The organism is Streptomyces sp. NBC_01716, assembly GCF_036248275.1.
GTDB lineage: Bacteria > Actinomycetota > Actinomycetes > Streptomycetales > Streptomycetaceae > Streptomyces.
The window spans coordinates 7,468,895-7,488,668 of the sequence record NZ_CP109181.1 but is presented as its reverse complement, the minus strand read 5'-3'; the positions used below and the strand labels follow the sequence as shown (position 1 = coordinate 7,488,668).

Annotated in this window: 14 protein-coding genes; 4 read left to right on the top strand and 10 right to left on the bottom strand. The window is 72.1% G+C overall.

Annotation, left to right across the window (positions count from 1 at the left end; genetic code table 11):
• Nucleotides 1-214 precede the first annotated feature (214 nt).
• Entirely contained in the window at nt 215-2,203 is a 1,989-nt protein-coding gene (locus OIE74_RS33430) for an acetoacetate--CoA ligase (protein WP_329390395.1), read from the bottom strand.
• A gap of 224 nt (nt 2,204-2,427) precedes the next feature.
• Here OIE74_RS33430 and OIE74_RS33425 point away from each other — a divergent pair, with 224 nt between their 5' ends.
• Nucleotides 2,428-4,812 (top strand): glycoside hydrolase family 31 protein, encoded by a 2,385-nt coding sequence (locus tag OIE74_RS33425; protein WP_329390393.1) that lies wholly within the window; start codon nt 2,428-2,430, stop codon nt 4,810-4,812.
• A gap of 21 nt (nt 4,813-4,833) precedes the next feature.
• Here the strand turns inward: OIE74_RS33425 and OIE74_RS33420 are convergent, their stop codons facing one another.
• Nucleotides 4,834-5,388, bottom strand: a complete 555-nt coding sequence (locus OIE74_RS33420) for an NUDIX domain-containing protein (protein WP_329390391.1) — start codon at nt 5,386-5,388, stop codon at nt 4,834-4,836.
• Nucleotides 5,389-5,448: 60 nt separating this feature from the next.
• On the opposite strand from OIE74_RS33420, the gene OIE74_RS33415 reads away from it, so the two are divergent.
• Together OIE74_RS33415 and OIE74_RS33410 are read left to right on the top strand one after the other, a co-directional pair.
• On the top strand, nt 5,449-6,300 hold the full coding sequence (locus OIE74_RS33415) for a M15 family metallopeptidase (RefSeq protein ID WP_329390389.1): 852 nt from the start codon (nt 5,449-5,451) through the stop codon (nt 6,298-6,300).
• Between the two features lie 158 nt (nt 6,301-6,458).
• Entirely contained in the window at nt 6,459-6,833 is a 375-nt protein-coding gene (locus tag OIE74_RS33410) for a DUF962 domain-containing protein (RefSeq protein ID WP_329390387.1), read from the top strand.
• 137 nt (nt 6,834-6,970) lie between these two features.
• Here the strand turns inward: OIE74_RS33410 and OIE74_RS33405 are convergent, their stop codons facing one another.
• The 4 genes from OIE74_RS33405 to OIE74_RS33390 are packed head-to-tail and all read right to left on the bottom strand — an operon-like array spanning nt 6,971 to nt 11,243.
• Nucleotides 6,971-7,579 (bottom strand): GTP-binding protein, encoded by a 609-nt coding sequence (locus OIE74_RS33405; protein ID WP_329390385.1) that lies wholly within the window; start codon nt 7,577-7,579, stop codon nt 6,971-6,973.
• A complete protein-coding gene (locus OIE74_RS33400) occupies nt 7,560-7,955 on the bottom strand; it encodes a DUF742 domain-containing protein (protein ID WP_329390383.1) in 396 nt (131 codons plus the stop codon). Before OIE74_RS33400 ends, OIE74_RS33405 begins: the two co-directional genes overlap by 20 nt.
• 10 nt (nt 7,956-7,965) lie before the next feature.
• Nucleotides 7,966-8,424 (bottom strand): roadblock/LC7 domain-containing protein, encoded by a 459-nt coding sequence (locus tag OIE74_RS33395; protein WP_329390381.1) that lies wholly within the window; start codon nt 8,422-8,424, stop codon nt 7,966-7,968.
• A complete protein-coding gene (locus OIE74_RS33390; RefSeq protein ID WP_329390379.1) occupies nt 8,421-11,243 on the bottom strand; it encodes a nitrate- and nitrite sensing domain-containing protein in 2,823 nt (940 codons plus the stop codon). Before OIE74_RS33390 ends, OIE74_RS33395 begins: the two co-directional genes overlap by 4 nt.
• 371 nt (nt 11,244-11,614) lie before the next feature.
• Here OIE74_RS33390 and OIE74_RS33385 point away from each other — a divergent pair, with 371 nt between their 5' ends.
• Nucleotides 11,615-12,100, top strand: coding sequence for a hypothetical protein (locus OIE74_RS33385; protein WP_329390377.1), 486 nt, complete (start codon nt 11,615-11,617; stop codon nt 12,098-12,100).
• Between the two features lie 30 nt (nt 12,101-12,130).
• On the opposite strand, the gene OIE74_RS33380 is transcribed toward OIE74_RS33385, so the two are convergent.
• From OIE74_RS33380 to OIE74_RS33365, 4 genes are all read right to left on the bottom strand, one after another.
• A complete protein-coding gene (locus tag OIE74_RS33380; RefSeq protein WP_329390375.1) occupies nt 12,131-16,867 on the bottom strand; it encodes a hypothetical protein in 4,737 nt (1,578 codons plus the stop codon).
• An 86-nt stretch (nt 16,868-16,953) separates the two neighbouring features.
• Nucleotides 16,954-17,868 carry a hypothetical protein gene (locus OIE74_RS33375; RefSeq protein WP_329390373.1) on the bottom strand — a complete coding sequence of 305 codons (915 nt, stop codon included), beginning with the start codon at nt 17,866-17,868 and terminating at the stop codon, nt 16,954-16,956.
• Entirely contained in the window at nt 17,865-18,086 is a 222-nt protein-coding gene (locus OIE74_RS33370) for a hypothetical protein (protein WP_329390371.1), read from the bottom strand. Before OIE74_RS33370 ends, OIE74_RS33375 begins: the two co-directional genes overlap by 4 nt.
• Before the next feature lie 68 nt (nt 18,087-18,154).
• Complete coding sequence (locus tag OIE74_RS33365; RefSeq protein WP_329390369.1) at nt 18,155-19,699, bottom strand: hypothetical protein; 1,545 nt, start codon at nt 19,697-19,699, stop codon at nt 18,155-18,157.
• Nucleotides 19,700-19,774 lie beyond the last annotated feature (75 nt).

Below are 19,774 nucleotides of genomic sequence, written 5' to 3'. Positions count from 1 at the left end.
GGGGGTCTGACAACGGCGCCGGTCCCAGGGCCTAGGGCGTGTTTGAGAAGTAGCGTCGTCCGCCCACTGGGCGGGGCCCACGGCGTCTGGTGCGTGCGATCGCAAGGCGGAGGATCAGCCCCGTAGATGGACCGGACGTACTTGGATGACTCCGACAACGCAGCGAGCGCACGTGCCAGGCGTCGTGGGCCAGACGGGACTTCTCAAACACGCCCTAGGAGCGGTTCGCGCGCCGCTCGCGGGCCAGGGACTCGTAGAAGTGGAGCAGTTCGAGGTTGTCGACCGATCCGGGGTTGACCGCCTTGGCCAGCTCCGTGCCCTGGAGCAGGCGTTTCACCGGGACCTCGATCCGCTTGCCGGTGAGGGTGTGGGGGACAGCCGGGACCTCGATGATCGTGTCGGGGACATGACGCGGCGAGAGTTCCTGGCGGATGGTCGTCTTGATCCGGGCACGCAGGGTGTCGTCGAGTTCGGCGCCTTCGGCGAGGTGGACGAAGAGCGGCATCCAGTAGCCGCCGTCCGGCTCTTCGAGGCCGATGACGAGGGACTCGCGGATCTCGGGGAGGCGTTCCACGGCTTCGTAGATGTCGGCCGAACCCATGCGTACGCCTTGGCGGTTGAGGGTCGAGTCGGACCGGCCGTGGATGACGACCGAGCCCCGGTCGGTGAGGGTGATCCAGTCTCCGTGGCGCCAGACGCCGGGGTACATGTCGAAGTAGCTGTCGTGGTAGCGGCTGCCGTCCGGGTCGTTCCAGAATCCGACGGGCATCGACGGCATGGGGTTGGTGATCACGAGTTCACCGACCTCGTCGAGCACGGGCCGGCCCTGCGGGTCCCACGCCTGGAGGTCGGTGCCGAGGCAGGGTGCCTGGAGTTCGCCAATGTGGACGGGGAGCGTGGGGACGGCTCCGGCGAAGCAGGTGCACACATCGGTGCCGCCGCTGACGGAGGCGATCCACAGGTCTTCGGTGACCTCGTCGTGGAGCCAGCGGAATCCGTCGGGAGGCAGCGGGGACCCGGTGGTGGCGACGCAGGCGATCTTGGACAGGTCGTGGTCACGTGCGGGGTGCACGTCCGCCTTGCGGCAGGCCATGACGTACGCGGCCGAGGTGCCGAAGAGCTTGGCCCCGGTCCGCTCCGCGATGCCCCACTGGGCCCCGGTGTCGGGGTAGCCGGGGCTGCCGTCGTACAGGACGATCGTCGTTCCCGTGAGCAGGCCGGAGACGAGGAAGTTCCACATCATCCAGCCGGTGGAGGTGTACCAGAAGAAGCGGTCGCCGGGGCCGAGGTCGCAGTGGAGGCCGAGTTGCTTGAAGTGTTCGAGGAGGATGCCGCCCTGGGACTGGACGATGGCCTTGGGGAGGCCGGTGGTGCCGGAGGAGTACAGGACCCAGAGGGGGTGGGCGAACGGGACCTGTTCGAAGACCGGTTCGGTGTCCGCGGAGGTGAGGGCGGACCAGTCGAGGGTGCCGTCGGGGGCCGGGGTGCCGAGGAGCGGGATGTGTACCACGGCGCGCAGCGTGGGCAGTTCGGCGCGGAGTTCGGCGACGGTCTTGGTGCGGTCGTGTTCTTTGCCGCCGTAGCGGTAGCCGTCGACGGCGAACAGGACGACGGGTTCGATCTGCTGGAAGCGGTCGAGGACGCTGCGGGCGCCGAAGTCCGGTGCGCAGGACGTCCAGACGGCTCCGACGGCGGCGCTGGCGAGGAAGGCGACGACGGCCTGCGGGACGTTGGGGACGTAGCCGCTGACGCGGTCTCCTGGGCGTACGCCGACGGCGCGCAGCTCGGCGGCGAGTGAGCCGACCTGGCGGCGCAGTTCAGCCCAGCTCACGGGCGTGGGTCCCTGGGTCTCGTCGACGTACAGGAGCGCGGGTTCGCCGGCGCGTGCCGGGTCGTCGGCGGTGCGCAGGGCATGCTCGGCGTAGTTGAGGGTCGCGCCCGGGAACCACTCCGCGCCGGGCATGGCGCGATCACCGAGAACGCGTTCGTACGGGGTGGAGAACCGTACGTCGAACCAGTCGGCGACCGCCTTCCAGAACGTTTCGAGCTCCGTGACCGACCACTGGTGCAGCGCCGCGTAGCCGCCTTCGGCGGGGGCGCCGTACCGTTCGGCCGCCCAGGCCTGGAATCTGGTCACGTGCGCCGCCGCGATCCGGTCGGCGTCCGGCTGCCACAGTGGCGCTGGACTGGCTGCTGAGGTCATGCGGTTGCTCCCGGGCTGGCTCGACACGTGGTGTACGTGGGGCGCGCGCACACGTGCGGAGGTGCGCCCCGGCTTCCACTGGACGATGCCATGTGATCGTCCTTCGCACCAGACAGGCCCTGCTGTATGCCTGGATGGGGCGTGGGAGACATATGGCCGGACCCCGGGTGAACGGCAGTTGAACGCGGGCTGTTCGGTCTCGGCCGGATGGCAGGCTGATCAGCATGGACGGTCGTGAACTGCTGCGTTCGATGAAAGATGTCGGTTCGGTACGGGGGATGCGGACGGTTCGGTCGGCCTGGCGGCACCGGCGTACGGACGGACGGGATCTGCCGGCGCGTGGCGCGGAGCGGGCCAGGGTGCCCGGACCGATGAGTGGTGCGGAGCCGTTGGCGGGTGGTGGGATCGTCCGGTTCGCGCGGGCCGAGCTGCGGGTGTGGGTGGCCGTCGGCGGTGGGGTCTTCTGGGGCTGGGACGGGGCCGAGCCACTGCCGTCGTACGGGCTGGAGTGCGATCCGCCCGAGCCCGATCCGCGGGCCGTGCTGGAGCCGGACAAGGACGGCGGCTGGCGGGTGATCTCGGAGCGTGTGACGGTCACGGTCTCGCGGCACGGCGGGGTGGAGGTGGCGACCCCGGGGGGCGTCGTGGTGCGCCGTGAGCTGCCGCCGCGCTGGTGGGAGCCGGTGGATGGCGAGGGGCCCGCGCGCTGGGCGCAGCGGGCCGAGGTGGCCGCCGACGCGCGTTTCTTCGGGCTCGGCGGGCGGGCTTCGGGGCCCCGGCTGCGGGACGGTGTGTACCGCCTCTGGAACACCGATCCGCGCGGTCGCTTCGGTCCTGGCGACGATCCGCTCTACATCACCATGCCGGTGCAGCTGGTGGTGGCGGACGGCGGCACGCATCTCGCCTTCTACGACAACTCGTGGGACGGGCGCATCACTCTTAAAGAGGGCGAGGAGGGCGCGGGCTCCGGTCATGACAGGCCGGGCACCTCCGAGGTGCGGATGGAGGGCGGTCCGCTGCGCTGCTGGGTGCTGGTGGGCACGCCCGCGCGGGTGCTGCACGGCTGGACGGCCCTGACGGGGGTGCCCGCGCTGCCTCCCGCGTGGGCGCTGGGGCCGCAGCACGCGCGGTGGGGTTTCGGCGGCGCCGAGGAGGTGCGGCGGATCGTGGCGGGCTACCTGGAGCGCGGACTGCCGCTGTCGGCGCTCCATCTGGACATCGATCACTACGAGGGCCATCAGGTGTTCACGGTCGACCGGCGGAGCTATCCCGATCTGCCCGCTCTCGCCAAGGAGTTGAAGACGCAGGGAGTGCGGCTGGTCTCGATCGTCGATCCGGCGGTGAAGGCGAAGCCGGGGAACGAGACGTACGACAGCGGCTCGGCGGCCGGGGCGTTCGTCCGGGACGCGCGCGGTGACGACGTACGGGGTGAGGTCTGGCCGGGCGAGTGCGTCTATCCGGACTTCACCGATCCGGCGGTGCGCGAGTGGTGGGGCGGTCTGTACGAGGAGAGGCTGGCGCAGGGCTTCTCGGGGGTCTGGCACGACATGAACGAGCCCGTGTCGTTCGCGCCGTTCGGGGACATGACGCTGCCCCGGTCGGCCAGACACGCGCTCGACGGGCGCGGCGGCGATCACCGGGAGGCCCACAACGTGTACGGGCTGACGATGGCGATGGCCGGGTACGAGGGGCTGCGGCGGCTGCGGCCCGACAAGCGGCCCTTCCTCTTCTCCCGTTCGGGATGGGCGGGCATGCAGCGCTACGGCGGCACCTGGTCGGGTGATGTGGAGACCGGGTGGCCGGGGCTGCGCGCCTCGCTCTCCCTGGTGCTGGGGCTGGGGCTGTGCGGGGTGCCGTACTCGGGGCCGGACGTGGGTGGCTTCACCGGGAACCCGTCGCCGGAGCTGTTTCTGCGCTGGTACCAACTGGGCGCGTATCTGCCGCTGTTCCGTACGCACGCGTCGATCGAGGCGGGCCGCAGGGAGCCGTGGGAGTTCGGTGACGAGGTGCTCGGACGCGCGCGCACCGCGCTGCTGGAGCGGGAGCGGCTGGGGCCGTATTTCATGACGCTGGCGCAGCTGGCACGGCTGACGGGCGCTCCGTACGCCCGTCCGGTGTGGTGGGGCTCGCCGGAGGACCGGGCGCTGCGGGACTGCGAGGACGCGTTCCTGCTCGGGGACTCGCTGCTGGTGGCGCCGGTGCTGGAGGCGGGTGCGGACCGGCGCGCGGTGCGGCTGCCGCGCGGGCGCTGGTACGACACGGCGACCGGGACGGCGTACGAGGGACCCGGTCAGGTCCTGCTGGACGCCCCACTGTCGCGCATCCCGGTGCTGGCGCGGGCGGGCGCGGTGATCCCGGTACGGGGCCCGGCCGAGGCCGACGGGACGCCCGGGGGGATCGAGCTGGAGGTGTGGCCGCCGGCGCCGCGGCGTACGGGCGGCGGACTGGTGGTGCGGGACGCAGGGGACGGGTGGGCGCATCCGGAGGTGGAGCGGTACACCTCACGGCTGGTGCGCGGCGAGGTCGTGGTCGAGCGGGTGACGGACGACGGGGTGGTGCCGCCGGAACTCCCCGTACGGGTGCGGGGGCAGCGCGCCCGGCGGGGGTGACCGGCACCGGCGAGGAAGGGGTCAGACGGGGCGTAGGGGAGGTTCCTGGGCCATGACGTACCGGCCGGCGAACCAGGCCCGTACGGCCCGCGTGTGGAGCGGGAACGCGAGCTCGGCCGGCGCACGCAGCAGATGCCATCCCTCCGTCTCGTCGGTGGCGACGGTCTCGGGCAGCTCCGCGACGGGGCGCTCCGGCAGCAGCGCGAAGAGCAGCAGATGGCCGCCCGGCGAGCTCATCGCGTCGGCCAGCCGTACGTCCGCGTCGGCGGCCTCGATGCCGGTCTCCTCGCGCAACTCCCGTACGGCGGCGTGCCGCCAGTCCTCGTCGTGGTCGATGAAGCCGCCGGGGAGGGCGACGTGGCCGCGCCGGGGTTCGATGGTGCGGGTGATGACCACGAGCGAGGTGCCGCGGTCATCGGTGACGGGCAGCAGGGTGACCGCGACCGGCAGGGGGTTGCGGTAGGCGGTGTCGCCGCAGACGCGGCAGGTGCGGGGCCAGCCGGCGTCTGCCGGGTACGGCGAGCCGCAGGTGCCGCAGTGGGAGTTCTTCACGAAGTCGTTTCTGAGGTCGGACACGCGCGGACTGTAGCCGATGAGTCTTTCCCGCGGGCCGTGGAACTGATAGACGGTGTGCTCATGACACGACTCGCTTCCACACTCCGCGCGTTGGCCGCCGCCGCTGCCGCGCTGCTCGCCGTGACCGCCGGGGCTCCGGGGGCGTCCGGGGCGACCGGGACGTCCGAAGCCTCCGGGACGACCGGGCCCGCCGGGCCGCTCTCACCCACGGCGCCCGAGGAGTTCGTGGCGCTGCGGACCGTGGCACCGACGATCCTCCACGACATCCGCTACCTCACGCCGCACAACTTCGTGGGCGAGCCGGTCGACGGTTACGAGCAGCCGCTCTGCGTCCTCACACGCCCGGCCGCGCGGGCGCTCCAGCGGGCGCAGTGGAGACTGCTGCGGCAGGGCTACTCCCTCAAGGTCTACGACTGCTACCGCCCGCAGCGCGCGGTCGACCACTTCGTCAGCTGGGCGAAGGACCTGGCGGACGACAGGATGAAAACGGAGTTCTATCCACGAGTCGACAAGTCGAGACTGTTCACCGACGGCTACATCGCCGAGAAGTCCGGGCACAGCCGTGGCAGTACGGTCGACCTGACGATCGTCGAACTGCCGGTCAGGCCGACGCGGCCGTATGTGCCGGGCGAGAAGCTCGTCCCCTGCTACGCGCCGCAGGGTGAGCGGTTCCGGGACAACTCCGTGGACATGGGCACCGGTTACGACTGCTTCGACACGCTGTCGCACACCGACGACCCGCGCATCAAGGGCAAGCAGCGCGCGAACCGGCAGCTCCTGAAGAGCACGCTGGCCGACGTCGGATTCACCAACCTCCCCGAGGAGTGGTGGCACTTCACCCACAAGCCGGAACTCTTCCCCGACACCTACTTCGACTTCCCGGTGTCCTGGCGCTCGGTCATCGGTCGCTGACGTCGGGAGACGGCCGGAGACGATCGGCGGATGAACGGCCGGCCGGGACCACCCCCGTGGGCTCCGGCCGACCCTTCACCAGTATCGGACGCGCCGCGCCCGTTTCTGGTTCTCTTCTGCCCGTTTCCCCTTCCCCGCGGACCCGTTACGGTGCCCGTATGGCAACGGAGACAACGGGCACAACGGCGACATCCGAGTCGTACGAGTCGTACGAGGAATTCTGGCCCTATTACGTGGCGATGCACTCCCGGGCGGCCACCCGCTGGGTCCATCTCACGGGGACGCTCACCGGGCTCGCCGTCAGCGTCTACGGGCTGGCGCGCGGCCGGAAGCGGTATGTGGCGGCGCTGCCGTTGATCGGCTACGGAACGGCCTGGCCCGCCCACTTCTTCATCGAGAAGAACAATCCCGCGAGCTTCGGGCATCCCGCGTGGTCGCTGCGCGGCGACGTGCAGATGATCCGCATGATGCTGGCGGGGCGGGACGCCGAGCTGGCCGAGATCGCCGCGAAGTGGCTCGCCGAGAATCGCTGACCGGCCGGCCAACTGGCCCGTGTCGGGCCGGCGTCCGGCAGGCGAGACTCACGGCCCGTACCCCTGTCGGTGGGGGTACGGGCCGTGTTCGGCCGGTGTTGTCGGCAGCGGCGGTCGTCGGTCGCCGCGGTACCGGGTCAGGTGGTGACCGCGGGCTCGCGCTGCTGCCGGGCGCGGATCATCGCGTGCTCCACGACCGCCACCAGGACGTCCTTGACGGACTCGCGGCCCCGCGCGTCGCACATCAGCAGCGGTACCTCCGCGTCGAGATCGAGCGCCGTCCGGACGGTATCGGCCGGGAAACGGACAGCGTCCTCGAAGCAGTTGACTGCGACGGCGAACGGGATGTCCCGCCGCTCGAAGTAGTCGATCGCCGCGAAGGAGTCCTCCAGCCGCCGGGTGTCGGCCAGGACGACCGCGCCCAGCGCGCCCTGGGCCAGCTCGTCCCAGAGGAACCAGAAGCGGTCCTGGCCCGGTGTGCCGAACAGATACAGCACCAGGTCGTCGCGGAGCGTGATGCGCCCGAAGTCCATGGCGACCGTGGTCGTGGTCTTGCCCTCGACCCCGGCGATGTCGTCGATGGGCCGGCCCGCCTCCGTCAGCACCTCCTCGGTGCGAAGCGGTTTGATCTCGCTCACCGCGCCCACGAGGGTGGTCTTGCCGACCCCGAAGCCGCCGGCCACCAGGATCTTCAGAGTCACCGGCTCGATCGGCCGCTGTCCACGGCTAGAGCGCCCGAAGACCATTGATCACCTCGCGGAGAATGTTCACGTCCGGCAGCTCGGCCGGCGGAACGGGACGGGTTACGTGCACCAGTTCACTCTCGACCAGGTCTCCGACGAAGACCCGCACCACCCCCACGGGGAGGTCGAGGCCCGCGGCGAGTTCCGCGATCGACTGGGGACTGGCTCTGCAGAGTTCGACTATCTCCACATGCTCCGGAGACAGGGTCCGGTCGCCGGCCGGATCGCCGGCGGCGGACGCCGGGATGACGATGGCGATCAGATCGAGCCGGTGCCGGGTCGCGCTGCTGGTCCGGCCGCGTGTCATGGCGTACGGGCGCACCACTGGTCCGGCCTCGCCGTCGAACCAGTGCTTCGGATCATCGCCTGCTTGGCTCATGGCATTCAACTCACCCTGTGGCGGGCTGTCCGGCGGGCTGTTCCGCGCGAGGGGCGGCACCGAGGTGGACGCCGACGCGCTTGACCATGAGCGTCATCTCGTACGCGACCTGGCCGACGTCGGAGTCGGAGTCGGAGAGCACGGCCAGGCAGCTGCCGTCGCCCGCCGCCGTCACGAAGAGGAAGGCGTCGTCGAGTTCGACGACGGTCTGGCGTACCTTGCCCGCCTCGAAGTGCCGGCCGACGCCCTTGGCGAGGCTGTGGAAGCCGGAGGCGACGGCGGCGAGATGCTCGCCGTCCTCGCGGGTGAGTTCCTTGGACGTTCCCGTGGCGAGGCCGTCCCCGGAGAGGACGATCGCCTTACGTATGCTGCCGACCCGTTCCACCAGCTCGTCCAGGAGCCAGTTGAGGTCGCCCGGAACGGATCCGCGGCGTGTGGAATCAGATGCGGCGGCTTTCGGTGCGGTCATCGACCGTCCCCTTCCGGTGTCGTTCCTGCTGTGTCGCCGGGGCCGTTGATGCCTTCGGTGGTGCCGTCGGTGTCTTCGGCGTTGTTCTGCTGACGGCCACGCTGCCAGCCCCGTTGAAGGGAAGCCATACGGTTGCGCACTTCTGCCGCGTCGCGCTCGTAGTCCCGTTCCGGGGCGTCGGCGGGCGAAGCCTCGGCCTCGTCCCGTACCGCCTCCCTGAGCTGGGGCGCGAGGCTGGCCTGCCGGACGCGCCGGGGAAGGCCGCCGAGTGGGGCGGGTGACCCGTTCTCGTCGGGCGTCACGGCGGCTCCGTCGGGTGTGGGCGGCACGGAGGGCCCGTCGGCGGACGACGCGTTCACAGAGGGCGCGTCGGCGGAAGACCCGTTCGGGGTGGGCTCGGAGGCGGGCTCGGACGCCGGGTGGGCGCCGCCCCGCTCGTCCAGCCGCCTGCCGTGGTCGGCCACCAGCTTCGGGGTCTTGCGGCTGCGGCGGGGCAGTTGCGCCGGGAAGTCACGCGGGACGGCGTCGCCACCGGCGGGTCCGTCCTGGTCGGTGGCCTGGCGGTGCTGCTCGTGGAGTTCACCGGCGCCGCGCGGGGGGCGCGGCCGGCCCGCCTCGCGACCGGTGTCCCTCAGGTGTTCACGGGCGCGGAAGATGCCGCCGCGTTCGCTCTCGGTGTCGTCCAGGTCACCGAGACCGCCGAGGCCGCCGGCGGTCTCGATGGCGTCGACACCGGTGGGCTGTTCCTCGAACTCCCGCCCGGTGAGCGGCGGTTCGAGTTCGATGGGGCCGTCGAGCACGGAGCGGGTACCGCTGAGTCCGGTGGGGACCTGCGACAGCGAGGCGAGCCTGCCGTCGGAGCGGCCACGGGCCTTGTCCCCGAGGTTCTGCCGGTCGAGCCGGAATCCGGTGCCCTGGGTCTCGGGCGCCTCGGTGAGCAGGGCGGCCGGCAGGAACACGATCGCGGTCGTGCCTCCGTACGGAGACGGCTGGAGCGAGACCCGCACGTTCTGCCGCTGGGCGAGCCGGCTGACGACGAAGAGACCGAGGCGGTCGGTGTCGGAGAGCTCGAACTCGGGCGTCTCCGCGAGCCGCAGGTTCGCGTCGAGGAGCGCGTCGGAACTCATCCCGAGGCCGCGGTCGTGGATCTCCAGGGTGAAGCCGTTGGCCACGCGTTCGCCGTGCACCTGCACCGCCGTGTGCGGGGGCGAGAACACCGTCGCGTTCTCCAGGAGTTCGGCGACGAGGTGGGTGAGGTCGGCGACGGCGGGGCCGCCGACACCGATCCTCGGCAGCCGCCGGACCTCGACGCGCTCGTAGTCCTCGACCTCGGCGACCGCGGCCCGTACGACGTCCATGAGCTGGACCGGCTTGCGCCACTGGCGGGACGGCGCGGCTCCGGAGAGGATCACCAGGCCCTCGGCGTGGCGCCGCATACGGGTGGTGAGGTGGTCGAGGCGGAACAGGTCCGCGAGTTCGTCGGTGTCCTCGGTGCGGCGCTCCATGGCGTCGAGGAGGGTGAGCTGGCGGTGGAGCAGGACCTGGTTGCGGCGGGCGAGGTTGACGAACACCTCGGAGACCCCGTGCCTCAACTCCGCCTGCTTCACGGCCGCTTCGACGGCCGCGCGCTGGAGGGTGTTGAGCGCCTGGCCGACCTGGCCCAGTTCGTCGCGCTCGTACTCCAGCCGTGGCGCTTCCGTCTCGACGTCGACCTGTTCGCCCGCCGCGAGTCGGCGCATGACGCTCGGCAGGCGGACGCCGGACACCTCGTGAGCCTCCTTACGGAGGCCGGACAGGTCGCGGATGAGGCTGCGGCCGACGCGTATGGAGACGATCAGGGAGACCAGCAGCGCCAGGAAGCCGAGGACACCGGCGATCCCGGCCAGGATCAGGACGTTGAACCCGGCGGGCTCGACCCGGTCCTGGTAGCGGTCGTCGGCCGCCTCGCCCTCCCGCTCCAGGCTCTGGAGAACGGGGTTGGACATCTCCTGCCAGCGTGCGGCGTCCACCGAGGAGGGGTTCTTGCCGGCGCCCGCGGCGATGATCTGTTCCTCCGCCTCGCGGAGCGGCTGGGTGGCGGGGCCGCCCCAGTACTGCTCGAAGATCTCGCGCTCGGAGGCGGGCAGGACGTCGAGGTTGGTCTCGTAGAGCAGGGTGCGGTTGGCGACCAGGTCGGATATCAGCCGGACCTCTTCCGACGAGACACGTCGGCTGATCAGCGCGGAGACGACCAGCGCGTCCTCACGGGAGAGCATCTCCTGGGCGCGGTCGACGCCGACCAGGGCACGGGCCTGTTTGTCGAGCTCCACGTCCTCCAGGGCGTGCAGCGTGGACAGGAAGCTGTGGCAGGGGTCGACGAGTCTGTTGTAGAAGTCGAGTGCCTGGCCGCGGGTGACGGTGCTCTTCTCGACGGAGCGGCGCAGCGCGCCCAGACCGTCGAGCGCGTCGGTGAGCGACGTCAGGCGTGCGGAGGTGGTGGCGCTCATCTGGTCGCGTACCGAGGGGTCCTCGGCGTTCGCCTTGATCCTCGTGACGGCCCTGTCGGTGGCCGCGCGCTGTTTGCGCAGCTCGGCGAGGGAGTCCGAATTACGGGGATCGGCAAGGTAGATGAGGGTCTGGCGGCGTTCCCGCTGGACCACTCTGACCGTGTTCTCCACGGGGTCGCCGACCTTGTCGATGATGTAGGCGACGTCGAGGAGCTGGTTGGCCTCGCGGCCGGTGAGTGTGGTGGCGAACGCCCACAGCGCCGTGAGGGAGACGAGCGGCACAAGCAGCAACGCCACGATCTTCCGGCGGATGGACTTCCCGCGAAAGCGCATGGCCTCCCCCAGATCGACCTTCCACCCGATGCGGAAGGCGTGTTCATCAGAACCGACAACCTCGTCAACAAACGGCGTGAGCCTACTACTGCCACACCGACAACTCGAAGCCATGTCCGGGCGTTTTTCGGTCCCAACCACGGGAGTTGGGCATGAGTTGTCCCGGTATCGACGGAGATGGCTTTCACCGCTGTCGCGCAGAGTACCTGGCGGGACGTCAGTTTTCGCAATCGATCAGATGGCCTGAATTATAGGGGTGCGGGAATCTTCCGGATCTGTCGCTCGTCTCTGTGTTTGGGTACTGACGTACGGAAAGCGGCCGGGACCAGGCAGTCACCGTGATGTCGGACAGTGGTGGGGAGTTACGGTCCATGAATACAAAGTCGGACACGCGAGGGGCTGCGGGGGCGGCGGGGAAAGCGCCCGCGGATGTCGAGGTCGAGCTGCCGGCCCCGCGGGGCACGGGCCTCTCGCGGCGGCTCTGGGTGGAGGAGCCGGCGATACGGCGCCGGATGCCGGATCCGGTGAGGACGGCGGCGGTGCGGGCCGTGATCATCGCGTCGGTGACGCTGATCCAGGCCATGGTGGCGTTCTTCTGTACGCTCGCGGGCTCGTGGCTGGCCTTCCCCATGGTGCTGAGCAGTGTGGGCAGCACGGTGGTGGCGACATGGGGGGTGCTGGACGTATGGGTGACGCGCCAGGTGTGGAACCAGCGCAACGGTGTGGTGTCGGTGCCGAGCAGCACGGCACGGCAGCTGCGCAAAGAGCGCCGCAGGGCCAGGCGTGCGGCGCGGGCGGCGGAGCGTGACGGCGCCCGGATACGACGCCGGGGCGCCGGCAGGCTCTCCGAAGCCTGAACGCCCGCGCCCCGGCGGCTGTCGGGTGTCCTAGGCCGTGTCCCCCGGTGACGGGGTGGTCGCGGTGGCGGTCTGGGAGCGTTTGAACATGCGTGTGGCCGTGATCTCGCCGTGCACCGTCTCGCCGTCCGGGTCCTGTTGGGGAAGCCCCGGCCGCAGATGCTCCTCGACGCTGATGTATTTGAGGCCCGCCCGCAGGTCCGCGTCGTTGCGCAGGCGGATCACCAGGGGGAATTCGGCCAGAGCTGTCGTGTCGAAGAGGCCCGTTGTGTAGAGGAGTTGAACGCCGAGCGCGTCGGAGACGGCGCGCTGGAGCTCCAGCAGGTACGTGGCGTTGGCCCGGCCGATCGGGTTGTCGAGGAAGAGCGTGCCGGCGTGCCGGTGCTTGTCGCGTCCCCGGTCGTTGCTCCGCAGCGCGGCCATCGTGCAGTAGAGGGCGATGGCGGCGGTGAGCAGCTGGCCGCCGGAGAACACGTCGCCCATCTGACCGACCGGGACCCGCTCGGCCCGCAGCACGGCGTCGGGTTTGAGGATCTCGACGGCGATGCCCTTGGGCTGGAGGGCCGCCTGGACGCCGCGCAGCAGCAGGGACATGCCGTCCCTGCGGAGGTCGGAGTTCTTCTTGAGGGCGGCGCGGGTCGCCTCGTCGATGACCTCACCGAGGCGTTCGGTGAGGGTGGCCTGGTCGGGTTCCTCGAAGCGGATCCGGAGGAACTCCTGGCCGGACCACTCCCCCAGCCCTTCGGGCAGCCGGGACAGCCGCTGCGCCGAGCGCAGGGTCGTGAGCGCCGAGTCCACCAGTCCGCGCAGCCGGTCGACGATGGAGTCGCGGTTGCGTTCCAGCTGCTCCAGTTCATCGGTGAGGACGCGCAGCCGGGGGGCGAAGGCGCTCGCCCACTTCGCGGCGTGGTCGGGCAGCGCGGCGGCCGGCAGTTCGCGGATCTGTTGCCGGGCGGGCGTGCGTACCTGCTCGTAGCGGGTGGAGTTGGCGTGCCGTACGAGAATGTCGCTCGCCTCCCGGACGGCGCCCTCCGCCGCCGACAGGTCCGTGGCGCAGCCGCGCAGCGAACGGCGGGTCTCGGCGGCGGCGGTCCGGGCCTCCTCGATGCTGCCGGGATAAGGCTCGGGGGCTTCCGGCGCCTCGTCGGCGGACTCGTCGGCGGAGCCCCTGACGAGATCGCCGAGGAGGGCCGCCGTCTCCTCGAAGCCGCCGGTGGCGTCCTCGGCGGTGCGGTGGGCGTGCAGCAGTTCGCCGTGTGCGGAGCGCGCGGTGTCCAACGCGTCGGTGCGTGTGGCGAGTTCGTTGGTGGCGGTGCGGAGCAGGGCCTGGGCCTGCTCCACGTCGGTGGGGACCTGGCTCTCCGGCAGGTCCGTGTGCGAATCGCCCTCGGCGGGTGCGAGCCGCTCGGCCTCGCCGCGAAGGCGCCCCAACTGCTCACTGGCCGCCGACGCGCGCGACTCCAGCATCTGGACGAGTGATTCGGCGCGGGCCGCCGCAGCCTGCCGGGACGGTCCGTCGGCGCCGTCGGTGCTCTCCAGGAGCTGGGCGGCGCGGGTGCGGACCTTGTTGCTGAGCCGGTCCAGTTCGGCGAGGGCCGCGCCTTCGTCGCTCTCCGCGTGGGCCTGTTCGGCGCGGAGGTCGGCGCCGACGCCGACCTTCTCGTACAGCTGTGAGGCGGCGCGGTAGGCCTCACGCAGCGCGGGCAGTGCGGTGCGCGGTGCGTCCGCTTCGGGCTCGGGCAGGTTCTCGGGGGCGCCCGCGATCTCGGCGCGTTCTGCCCGGAGCGCGCGGGCGGTGCGGCGGGCGTCGTCGGCGGCGCGCTGGGCGGCCCGGCGGTCCTCGTCGGCCGCGCGGGCCCGTTCCAGACAGGCGGCGGCACGGGCCTCGGACTCAGCGGCGTCGTCGGCCAGCGCGCGCAGCTTGACCTGCCAGCCGGCCCGCTCCCGGAGGCGGAAGGCGAGGCCGGCGAGGGCGTCGGCGGCCCGGCGGGCGCGCTGGGCGGCCTCCTGCCGTTCGTCGCGTACGCGGGCGGTGTCGGTGGCGGCCTCGTCGGCCTCGGTCCGGACGGTGCGGGCCTCGGCGAGTTCGGCGCCCGCCGACTGTGCCAGTTCGACGGCGGCGCGCGCGGTCCCGGCGAGTTCGGTGAGCCTGCCGGGCGCGCAGGTGGCCCGCCAGGAGCCGAGGCGGGCGGCAAGGGCCCGGTCGGCGGAGAGCCGGGCCGACAGGGTGCGGATCTCCTCGTCGCGAGCGGTCGACTTGGCGCGCAGGGACTGCCGTTCGGCGTCGGCGGCGTGCTCGTCGTGCATGGCTGGGTTGGGCGGGACTAGGAAGACGCCACTGTCGCCGCCGCCGGCCGGGTCACCGTACGGCCCGGGGCCCGGGACCGGCGCGAGCAGCGCCGCCGCCGTACCCACGGCGACGGCCGAGCGCGGCAACAGGGCGGCGCCGGAGAGAACTTCGCGGGCCCTGGCGTGCGTGGCGGGTTCGGTGATGACGACGCCGTCGACCAGCTCGGGGCGGGCCGCGAGGACGGCGGCGTGGTCGGCGGGGTCCACGGCCTGGGCGAGATAGCGCCAGCCGGGAAGGGCGGGAATGCCGTGCTCACCGAGGAATTCGACGGTGGCCAGGACGTCGGGGCCGGGTGGCAGCAGTCCGCCGTCGCCGAGTGCGCCGAGGATGCGGGAGTCGTCGGCGGCGGCCGTACGGAGGTCGAACAGCTGGCGCTCGGCGGCGGCGACGCCCTGGTCGAGCAGTTCGCGCAGTTCGTCGGCGTACCGGTCCAACTCCTCGGGGCTGAGCGGGCCTTGGGGCGGTCGCGTGGCTGCGGCGTCCGCGCGGGACAGCTCCCCGGGGCCGGTCGGGCTGTCCGTCGGGCTCTGCGCGGCGATGCGCGGTCCGGGGACGCCCGCGCGGGGAGACGCGCCGGGCAGCCCGAGCAGTTCGGTGAGGCGTTCCTCCGCGGCGATCGACTCGGCGGTACGGCGCTCCGCCTCGTACTCGTGCTCGGCGGCGCGCGCCGCGTCGACGGCGCGGGCCTCGGAGAGCTCGGCGCGGGATTCCGCCGACGCGGCGTCCCTGGCCCGGTCTCCGGCGGCGCGTGCCGCCTCTCTGGCCGTGTCCCAGGCGGCGACCGCGGACTTCTCCGCGTCGCTCGCGGCGAGCGCGGCCCGCGCCGGGTCGGCGTCCGGTGCCGTGTCGTCGAGCCAGCCGGCCCGTACGGCCTCGGCGGTCTCCTGCTCGACCTCCGACAGACGCTGGCGCAGATGACCGCTCTCGCTGCGGGCGCGCTGCGCCTCGGTGGCCGCCGCCGTCGCGTCGCGGTGCGCGGCCTCGCCGACCTCCTGGAGCGCGGCGGAGCGCTCCTCCTCCTCGTTGGCCACGCTCTCGCCGTCGGCTGCGGCCATGTGCAGCGCGCGGACGAGCTCGGCGGCGGCGGTCGCGCGGGCGGCCAGGGCGGGCGCCGCGTCGCGCTCGGCCTCGCGGATCGCGACCGCCACGCGCGCGGAACGGTCGGCGGCGGCACGGTGCCGCAGCACGTTCTCGGCGGCCTGCCAGGCGGCGTGGAGCGTACGGGCGTCGGTCAGCTCCCGCCGTTGCGCGGCTGCCGCCTTCTCGGCGACGGTGAGGGCCAAGGAGGCGTGCCGGTAGGCCAGTTCGGCGGCGATGAGCGCGCTGTGGCCGCGGGCCCGGTCGGCCTCGGTGACGGTGTGGGCCGCGGCCGTGACCTGCTGGGCGAGGTCGCCGACGCGGTCTCGTTCCACGGCGGCGCGGGCGGTGAGCCGACGCGCGAGGGTACGGGTGCGGCGCTCGGCCGCGCCGTGGATGTCACGGGCCCTGGACCGGGAGTCGGCGGCGTCGACGATCCGCCCGAGAAGGTCGACGGAGCCGGCCGTGAAGTCCCGCTCGGCGGTCAGCTCGGCGCGGCGGCCCAGTTTGTTGCCGAAGCCGCCGACGAGGTCTGCGAGCCCGTCCGTGTCGCGGGTGTCGGTGACGGCTCGCAGCAGCAGGTCGGTGAAGTCGGAGTCCTTCTTGACCGCGAAGAGCCCGGCGGCCTCGCCCTCGTCGGCGTTCATCTCCCGCTGGTAGCGGAACAGTTCGGGGTCGAGGCCGAGATCTCCGAGGTGCTCGATCCAGCGGTCGTGGATCTCTTCCCAGTACACGTCGAGATGCGGATACGCCTTGCCCGCCTCGGTGATGGCGTCCCGGAACCCCTTCATCGTGCGGCGACGGCCCTTCGCGCCGGAGGCGCCTTCCACGGGCCGCCGCACGGCGGTCGACTCGGCGACCGGCAGCGAGTCGAGGCTCAGCCCGGGTCCTGGGCGGAAGGAGTACCAGGCCTCGGCGAACTTCCGCGGGTCGTTGGACACCTGACGGCCGCGCCACTCGCTGGCCTTGCCGACCACGACCAGCTCACCGGTGAGGGTGTGCTGCCATTCGAGGGCGACATGCCCGCAGTCGTCGGCGAGCAGGAATTTGCGCAGCACACCGGAGCTGGCCCCGCCGAGGGTGTTGCGGTGGCCGGGCAGCATCACCGAGAAGATCAGCTTGAGCAGGACGGACTTGCCGCCGCCGTTCTCCAGGAAGAGCACACCGGCCGGGGCCGGGCGGCGCGGCGGACCGACCGGCTCGTCCTCGAAGAACTCCGCCTGGGTGGGGGCGGGGTGGGGCACAGGATCGCCGACTCCGCGCAGGTCGAGCACGGTGTCGGCGTAGCGCGCACCGGCAGGCCCGATGGAGTAGAGGCGGACCCGGGACAGCTCGTACATGGCGGCGGACTCTCGTCGTGGTCAGGACCGGAGGGAAACCGGCGGTGGTGGGGGCTGCTGGATTCGGGGTGCGGCGACCGCCGGGCTCAGGAGTGGAACGGCAGTCCGGCGTCGGCGACCAGATCGAGGTCGTCCGGGTCGGGTGGGGGCAGCAGCGTGGCGGATCCGTCGGTGACCGGTACGACGCCGAGGGCGAGCAGTTCGGCCATGGCGGCGCTGCCTGCCATGTCGCGGACCTGGAGCTGGTAGCGGGCCGTGGTGCGGTACGCGCCTCCGGCGTCGTCACCGGTGCGGTGCAGGAAGCCGGAGTCGGTGAGGAAGGCCATGGCCTTGCCGATGATGCCGGTGGTGGAGCCCGCGAGACGGCGGGCGTCCTTGGTGGCGCCGGTCGCGCTGCGGCGCGCGTAGACGCGCCAGGCCGATTCGAGGCCGGGGGCGTCGCTCGCCGGGTCGGTGTTCTCGCCCTCTTCCTCGGCCTTCTCCTCCAGTCTGCGGCAGGCCTGCCGGACGAAGGCGTCGACCCCGTTGACGGTGATCCGGCCGATGTACCCGTCGTCGGCGAGGTCTTCGGGGCGGGGGAAGGCCATGGCGGCGACGGCGAGATGGGCCAGGCCGTGCAGGAAACGGTCGGCGGAGTCGGTCGACGCGCGGCGGGCGTAGTCGCCCATCCGGACGGCGAACACGGAGTCCTCGGCCGCCGTCACGGCCATCCCGGCGCGGGAGGAGACTTCGAGGACGACGAGGCCGAGGCCGGTGGCGACCGCGTCGGCGAGCCGCGCGAAGGGCGACTCCTCGCGGTAGCGGCGCAGCAGGTCGGCGTATTCGGCGTCACGCGCGGGCAGCAGTTTGGGCTGGAGCCCGAAGGAGACGAGGCGGGCGGCGTCTGCCGCGTCGGCGGGGGTGACAGCGCCGCCCGGCTGGTCGGGAAGGGACGCGCGGGGTGTCTCGGTGCCGCCCGGCTCGCCCCACGCGGCGGCGTGCTCTGCCTGGTGGTCGCTCACGGGCGCTGCTCCTTGCCGGGGGTGGTTTTGGCGGGGGTGATCAGGTCATGAGTGGTCAAGTCACGGGCGATACAAGTGCCGTGCGTGGTGCGCGAGATGCGGTGCGCGCCGCTCGTGCGGGCGTCGCGGGCCGCCCGGCCGCCAGGGCGTGTCTTTCGGATCTTGCCGGGCTCGCGGTCCCTGGTGGCGCGCCTCGCCGCGTTGTCGTCGGTCGCCATGGCTCCGCCATGCCTCCCTCCTCCGCCCTGCGGGCGGACGACGCCGATTGTCGGGCACGCCCCAGGCGTCACGCCGCCTCCGTACGGTCGGCGGTCATGCCGGCGGCGTCCAGCAGAGCCGTGCCCAGTATGAGATCAGCGCCGCCGAACTCCTCGTCGTCGAGGGGGGTCCCGTCGTCCACGGCGAACAACAGCCGCTCCTCGCCCTGCCGGTAGGCCGTACCGACCGGCGGACTGGCCGCGTGGATCGCGAGCAGCGCGACCAGATAGGGCAGGTCCGGATCGCGGCGGCGGGCCTCGGCGAGCAAGCCCGAGAGCCTGCGCGGCGCGTCGTGCTCCAGATCGAGCAGGTCCATCGCGCTCGCCAGCTGCTCCTCGCTGAAGCGGCTGTCGTCGGGGGTCGCGATCAGATCGGGTTCGGGCATCTCCGCGCCCAGGTGCTCCCGCTCCACGGGAGGCGTGAGCAGCAGGTCCACGAGGTCGCCGACCCGGACGGACGCGGGCGTACGCAGTCCGGTGCCCCGGGCGAAGAACGCGTCGGTGACCCGGCTCGCCCGGTCGACCGGCAACGGCAGGAGCGGGGCGACGAGTTGGCCGTACAGATCGAGCCCCGTGCGGGTCGTGGGCTCCGCGAACGCCTGGCGGTCCTGCTCGGCGCGGAACAGCGGTCCTGCCTCCAGCAGCCGGGACTGCAGCTGGGTGTGCCGGCGGATGCAGTCCTTGACGATGTCGACCAGCTCGGCCGCGCGCCGCTTGTGCTCGGCCGTCTTCGGGTCGGCGCCGGTCTCCGCCTCGTCGCGGGACTTGCGGATGTTGTTGAGGATCGCGTTCTCGTGGCGGTAGCGGTCGGCGACATGGTCGAGCGCTTCGGCGATCATGTCGGGCACGGCGTTGAGCCAGTCGACCGCGCGGACGTTGCGCCGGGTCGCCTCCAGGGTCCTGCGCAGCGTCTCCGCGTACTGCACGGTGCGGTACCGGGCCTGTTCGGCGGCGAGTTGGGCGTCGGCGAGCCGCCCTCTGCTGATCAGCACCTCCAGCTTGACCTCGGCGGCGATCTGCGCGCTGGTGACATCCGTGTCCAACGCGCCCACCAGCACGTTGACCGCCTCGTCGGTGGTGCGCAGATAGACGCTGCCGCCCTGGCCGGGGACTTCCTCGATCAGTTTGAAGTCGTAGTCCCGCCGGGTGTAGACGCCGTCGGCGCCGAACGTGCCGTACACGGCGCGGAAACCGCGGTCGACGCTGCCGACGTTGATCAGATTCTCCAGCACCCAGCGGGCCACCCGCTCGTGCTCGGTGGCCGGGCGGTGCGGCGCCTGGGCCGCGACGCGCGGCAGGAGTCTGGCCACTATCTGCTCGTGGTCCGCGCCGGTGTCGAAGTCCATGTTGAGCGTCACGAGGTCGATCGCCGCGAGCGCGACCTCCGCCATCGCGTAGACGGAGTACTCCCCCGCGAGGTTGGCCTTGCGGGTGTCGAGGTCGTGCAGCGGCGCGGTGCACGCGAGCGCGCGCAGCCGGCGCGCCAGCCCTTCGTCGGCGGCCGGGCCCTGGGCGAGCCGCGGCCCCGCGCTGAGCTGGGGCGGAACAGGGTCCGTCGAGGCAGGCGAAGTCACGTTGAACAGATTAGGTCCTCGGACTGACGACGGTCGAAACGACGCAGAAGCCCCAGCGGCCGCGGCGGTCCTGTG

What these genes read in the sequence shown, in the direction of transcription:
- OIE74_RS33390 (WP_329390379.1), bottom strand. Translation starts at nt 11,243, where the DNA reads ATGCGCTTTCGCGGGAAGTCCATCCGCCGGAAGATCGTGGCGTTGCTG.
- OIE74_RS33405 (WP_329390385.1), bottom strand. Translation starts at nt 7,579, where the DNA reads ATGGTCTTCGGGCGCTCTAGCCGTGGACAGCGGCCGATCGAGCCGGTG.
- OIE74_RS33380 (WP_329390375.1), bottom strand. Translation starts at nt 16,867, where the DNA reads ATGTACGAGCTGTCCCGGGTCCGCCTCTACTCCATCGGGCCTGCCGGT.
- OIE74_RS33370 (WP_329390371.1), bottom strand. Translation starts at nt 18,086, where the DNA reads ATGGCGACCGACGACAACGCGGCGAGGCGCGCCACCAGGGACCGCGAG.
- OIE74_RS33425 (WP_329390393.1), top strand. Translation starts at nt 2,428, where the DNA reads ATGGACGGTCGTGAACTGCTGCGTTCGATGAAAGATGTCGGTTCGGTA.
- OIE74_RS33410 (WP_329390387.1), top strand. Translation starts at nt 6,459, where the DNA reads ATGGCAACGGAGACAACGGGCACAACGGCGACATCCGAGTCGTACGAG.
- OIE74_RS33385 (WP_329390377.1), top strand. Translation starts at nt 11,615, where the DNA reads ATGAATACAAAGTCGGACACGCGAGGGGCTGCGGGGGCGGCGGGGAAA.
- OIE74_RS33400 (WP_329390383.1), bottom strand. Translation starts at nt 7,955, where the DNA reads ATGAGCCAAGCAGGCGATGATCCGAAGCACTGGTTCGACGGCGAGGCC.
- OIE74_RS33395 (WP_329390381.1), bottom strand. Translation starts at nt 8,424, where the DNA reads ATGACCGCACCGAAAGCCGCCGCATCTGATTCCACACGCCGCGGATCC.
- OIE74_RS33430 (WP_329390395.1), bottom strand. Translation starts at nt 2,203, where the DNA reads ATGACCTCAGCAGCCAGTCCAGCGCCACTGTGGCAGCCGGACGCCGAC.
- OIE74_RS33415 (WP_329390389.1), top strand. Translation starts at nt 5,449, where the DNA reads ATGACACGACTCGCTTCCACACTCCGCGCGTTGGCCGCCGCCGCTGCC.